This is a genomic window from Pseudanabaena sp. 'Roaring Creek' (assembly GCF_001402795.1).
Classification (GTDB): Bacteria; Cyanobacteriota; Cyanobacteriia; order Pseudanabaenales; family Pseudanabaenaceae; genus Pseudanabaena.
Genome location: NZ_LIRE01000090.1, coordinates 1 through 4,853, shown reverse-complemented (window position 1 = coordinate 4,853; position 4,853 = coordinate 1). Strand labels below are relative to the sequence as shown.

General features: G+C 46.0%; 4 protein-coding genes and 1 pseudogene. All 5 read left to right on the top strand.

Going from position 1 to position 4,853, the window contains the following annotated elements:
* Positions 1-192 precede the first annotated feature (192 nt).
* Complete coding sequence (locus tag AC805_RS03020) at positions 193-684, top strand: TerB family tellurite resistance protein (RefSeq protein ID WP_055074045.1); 492 nt, start codon at positions 193-195, stop codon at positions 682-684.
* Positions 685-876: 192 nt separating this feature from the next.
* Positions 877-1,569, top strand: a complete 693-nt coding sequence (locus AC805_RS03015) for a Crp/Fnr family transcriptional regulator (protein ID WP_055074044.1) — start codon at positions 877-879, stop codon at positions 1,567-1,569.
* 126 nt (positions 1,570-1,695) lie between these two features.
* Complete coding sequence (gene murC / locus AC805_RS03010; protein ID WP_055074043.1) at positions 1,696-3,114, top strand: UDP-N-acetylmuramate--L-alanine ligase; 1,419 nt, start codon at positions 1,696-1,698, stop codon at positions 3,112-3,114.
* Between the two features lie 156 nt (positions 3,115-3,270).
* Positions 3,271-4,164, top strand: a complete 894-nt coding sequence (gene murB, locus AC805_RS03005) for a UDP-N-acetylmuramate dehydrogenase (RefSeq protein ID WP_055074042.1) — start codon at positions 3,271-3,273, stop codon at positions 4,162-4,164.
* Positions 4,165-4,320: 156 nt separating this feature from the next.
* Positions 4,321-4,853: pseudogene (locus AC805_RS03000) on the top strand (photosystem II q(b) protein); the annotation flags it as partial.

Genomic DNA, 4,853 nt, shown 5'->3' with positions numbered 1-4,853 from the left:
TATAGCAATCCTAAATGGTTTGTGGAAGCGCACCCCTTCGGGGTGCGCTTCCACAAACCCAAAAATCTACAAATGATTTAGGATCGCTATATGTTTATTAATAAACTATTAATAAACAGCAGCCTATTTTCAATAGATCTAGCCTATGATTTGTGCATAATTTGGCAATAAACTAGGCTTGTGGGTAAACCTATGACACTTCAAGAAATTCCTCCTCCAATTAATCCACGTCAAATGGATATTCTTCGTGCAGTAGCTGCCATGGCTTGGGCTGATGGTAAGCTTGAGCCCGATGAAATTAAGCTAATGCTTGATGAATTTGCAACTTTGTTTGCCCAAAATGACACCGAGCGTAGTACTCTTAAAGCGCGACTCAAAGACTATCTAGGGCAAAATATTCCCCTAGAAGAAGTGGTTCCGCATATCAAAAGTATTGAAGATCGGAAAATGACATTGCGACTTGGTTATCAAGTGATTCAGGCCAGTCGTCGCAATCCTAATGAGCCCATGATCAATCTTGATGAAGCTGCGGCTTACCAAAGGCTAGTAAGGATTTTAGACCTACCCTCTGAAGTGGTTGCTGACATCGAAGCTTCGATCGTACCTCCTGAAGAATCCTATCCCCATGGGCTGATTAAGGCTTTAGCCTCAAGACTACATAAACTACTTGGAAATGTGCAGTAAATAAGCTAAATGCCACCTAGGTTGGATGCGGTCAATCTTGTTAGCTTGACCAGATCCGATAAAAAGCTTTTTTTAATCAAACTGAAATAACTAGGTCATTGTGCTTACTAGTGGTATCTTTCGCCCCAAACTCAGATAAAGTGATTACTTACATCTTTAACAGCAAATATTTAAGAGCTACGAGCAGCCACTATGCGGGATGGAACCGATCTTCAGCAAAAAATTATGTCTGCCCCATTTTTTATGGGGTTGCCTGATGAGGCGGTAGTGAGAGCTACGGCTCATATGGTCACGCGCACCCATCCAGCAGATCAAGTAATACTCCTAGAGAATGACTGGGGCAACTCGGTTTACTTTATTTTGAGTGGCTGGGCAAAAATTCGCACCTATAACCTTGATGGCAAAGAAATAACCCTAAATATTTTGGGTTTTGGTGAAATGTTTGGTGAAATGGCTCCCCTCGATCAAGTTCCCCGTTCAACCGATGTAATCACGCTCACACCTACAACCATTGGGAGCCTACCTGCACCTGATTTTGTGCATCTCATTGAAACCGAGCCAACCGCAGGTATCCACCTAGCGAGATTGATGGCAAAACGTTTGCGTCAAGTTAATCGTCGCTTGCGCTTAAGAGAAGCTGATAGTACTTCTCGAGTTGCCGATGTTCTACTCTTTTTGGCTGAGGGACAAGGGACGAAAGGGAGTACGGGTTTAGAAATCCCTAATTTGCCTCATCGAGAACTCAGTAGTCTTAGTGGCTTAGCAAGAGAAACGGTAACTCGAGTGCTTGGGAAACTCGAACGCAAAAATTTAATCCAACGCATTCCCGATCGCGATGTATTGTGCATTCTCAATCCAGAGGGCTTAGAGGCTTTGATGGTTTGATTTGGTTTGATCTGGTTTGATTTAGCTTGATTTGATTTTAAGGGTGGTGAGCAGGACTTACCATCTCTAATTGAGGACAATATTCTGTTATTATTAGGCTCGTTATTTGGTGGGTAAGAAGTATAAATGCTGAATCCAGTTGATTTCAGCGGTAGACCGTTTCATTTTGTAGGCATTGGCGGAATCGGCATGTCGGCGATCGCCTATATCTTAGCTAAGCAAGGCTTTACGGTTTCTGGCTCGGATCTTAGTAGCAATCGCATCACTCAAAAGCTACAGGATCTTGGGATCAAGATTTTTCAAGGACATCACGCGGATAATCTGAATCTTAGTAATGCACCGCAGGTGGTCTGCTCCACGGCTATTAATCAACAAAATCCTGAGTTTCAAGTCGCCTTAGCTAACAACTTACCAATTTTGCATCGTTCCGATTTACTCGCAGCGTTGATCGAGCAGTTTCAGGCGATCTCCGTAGCAGGTACCCATGGCAAAACGACCACAAGCAGTTTAGTAGGTTTTTTATTGCTCAAGGCAGGGCTTGATCCCAGCATTATCATTGGCGGCGAAGTGAGTGCATGGCAGGGAAATGCCCGTCTAGGCAATAGTAAATACTTGGTGGCTGAAGCCGATGAGTCCGATGGCACGCTCGTTAAGTTCCGATCGCACATTGGCATTATTACCAATATCGAGCTAGATCATCCCGACCATTATCAGAATCTCGATCAGGTAGTAGAAATTTTTCAGACTTTTGCCAAGCGTTGTGATGTGGTGGTGGGATGCATTGATTGCCCAACGGTAAAAGCCAATATTCAATCGGATATTACCTATAGTTTAAGTAGTTTGAGCGAGCCGACGGCTGACTATACGGTCGCTGAAGTGCAATATAATTCTTCGGACACCCAAGCGTTAGTAATCGAGCGTGGCAAGACTTTAGGGCGCATCTCCATTGGTTTACTAGGCAAACATAACCTCAGCAATACTTTAGCAGCGATCGCCGTCGCCCGTTATCTTGGAGTCGAGTGGCAAGCGATCGCAGATGCCCTTCCCGATTTTGTGGGTGCAAGCCGCCGCTTTGAAGTTAAAGGTATCCAGAACGGCATTACTTTTGTCGATGACTACGCCCATCACCCTAGCGAAATTATGGCGACACTTGCTTCTGCAAGACAGCAGAATACGAGCAGTCGTGTCGTGGCGATCTTCCAACCCCATCGCTATAGCCGTACCTACCGCTTTCTCGAAGAATTTAGCCATTCCTTTACCGAGGCGGATATGGTCATCGTCACCGATATCTATGCTGCGAGCGAACCGAATGACGGCAAGATTACAGGTTCTCAGGTTGCCGAAGCGATCGCGGCTACCCATGCCGAGCAAAACGGCAGCCAAATTCACTATTTACCAACCCTCCAAGATGTCCAATCATTTTTAGTGAACCATCTGGAGTTCGGCGATCTAGCGGTGTTTCTGGGTGCTGGTAATCTCAATCAGGCGATCGCGCCCACCATGCAAGAATTAAGCCAAAACCCAAAAAGTAATTCCCCAGTGTAATTCCTGCTGTAATTCCAATTCCCAAAATGGCAACGCCATTTTGGGAATCTCAAAGCCTTACTGGGTTTGGTGTTTAATTCACAAAAGTGTTGTCACACTTTCGTGAATTGGTATAATCCCCCATTTTTCTGCTTAATTAGCTTTACTCCCAAGCAAATGTCCCTCGCTCAAACCCACAACTCAATCCGCTCGCACGTATCCCTTGCAAACCTAACTTCGATGCGTGTGGGTGGTGCGGCTGAATACTTTACCTCGCCTCGGTCATCCCTAGAGCTGACCGAGGCTTTGGCATGGGCTAACGATCTCCATATTCCCATTACCATTATTGGAGCGGGGAGCAATCTATTAATTAGCGATCGCGGCATAGAGGGGCTAGTAATTTGCACCCGACATTTACGCGGAATTGACTTTGACACCACATCGGGGCAGGTCACCGCCGCCGCTGGTGAGCCCGTTGCCCGTTTGGCAATCCAAGTTGCCAATTATGGCTGGGCTGGGTTTGAATGGGCAGTGGGCATTCCTGGCACTGTGGGTGGATTGGTAGTCATGAATGCAGGGGCTCAGGGTGGATGTGCGGCTGATTGTCTAGTTTCCGCAGAGACCTTGAGCCTCATTGGCACAACTCAGCTAATTTATCCCCAAGCATTAAATTTTAGCTATCGGACTTCTGCTTTACAGGATGCCGAGCTACTAGTCACGGCGGCAACTTTCAAGTTCCAGATCGGCGGTAACCCCGAAGCGATCGCGGCGGACACCGAGGCAAAACTCAAAGCAAGACATACTACCCAGCCCTACCACCTACCTAACTGCGGTAGCGTTTTCCGCAATCCTTTGCCGCAATTTGCCGCCCGCCTCATTCAGGATGCTGGGTTAAAAGGCTATCGGATCGGTAATGCCCAAGTCTCAGAGCTCCATGCCAACTTTATTGTCAATCTTGGCAACGCAAAAGCTAAGGATATTTTCAGTCTCATAGAACATATTAAAACTACTATTAGCGATCGCTACGGTGTGGTACTGGAAACCGAAGTTAAAACGATCGGTCATTTCTAAAGGTATAGGGGTTGCTTGCGATCGCATTTGTCTATAGATAGATTTAACATTTAAGTATTTACATTACTCAATATTTGAACTAATCTAATTTTATGAGCGCAAGCTTATTTATAAATTTTCATAACTCATTCATTCCCATACGGTATATTTGCAATCATGACAACAGCAGTACAGAGACGCGAAAGCGCATCTATCTGGGATCAGTTTTGTAACTGGATTACAAGTACCAACAACCGTCTATACATCGGTTGGTTCGGCGTAATCATGATCCCATGCCTATTAGCAGCAACCATTTGCTTCGTAATCGCCTTCATCGCCGCACCTCCAGTCGATATTGACGGCATCCGCGAACCAGTAGCAGGTTCCTTGCTATTCGGTAACAACATGATTTCTGGCGCAGTCGTTCCTTCCTCGAACGCGATTGGCCTGCACTTTTACCCCATTTGGGAAGCAGATAGCCTCGACGAATGGCTATACAACGGTGGTCCTTACCAATTGGTAATTTTCCACTTCTTGCTCGGTATTTTCTGCTACATGGGTCGTGAATGGGAATTGTCCTACCGCCTCGGTATGCGTCCTTGGATCGCCGTAGCCTACTCTGCACCAGTAGCCGCCGCAACCGCAGTATTCTTGATCTACCCAATCGGACAAGGATCCTTCTCTGACGGTATGCCTTTGGGTATCTCTGG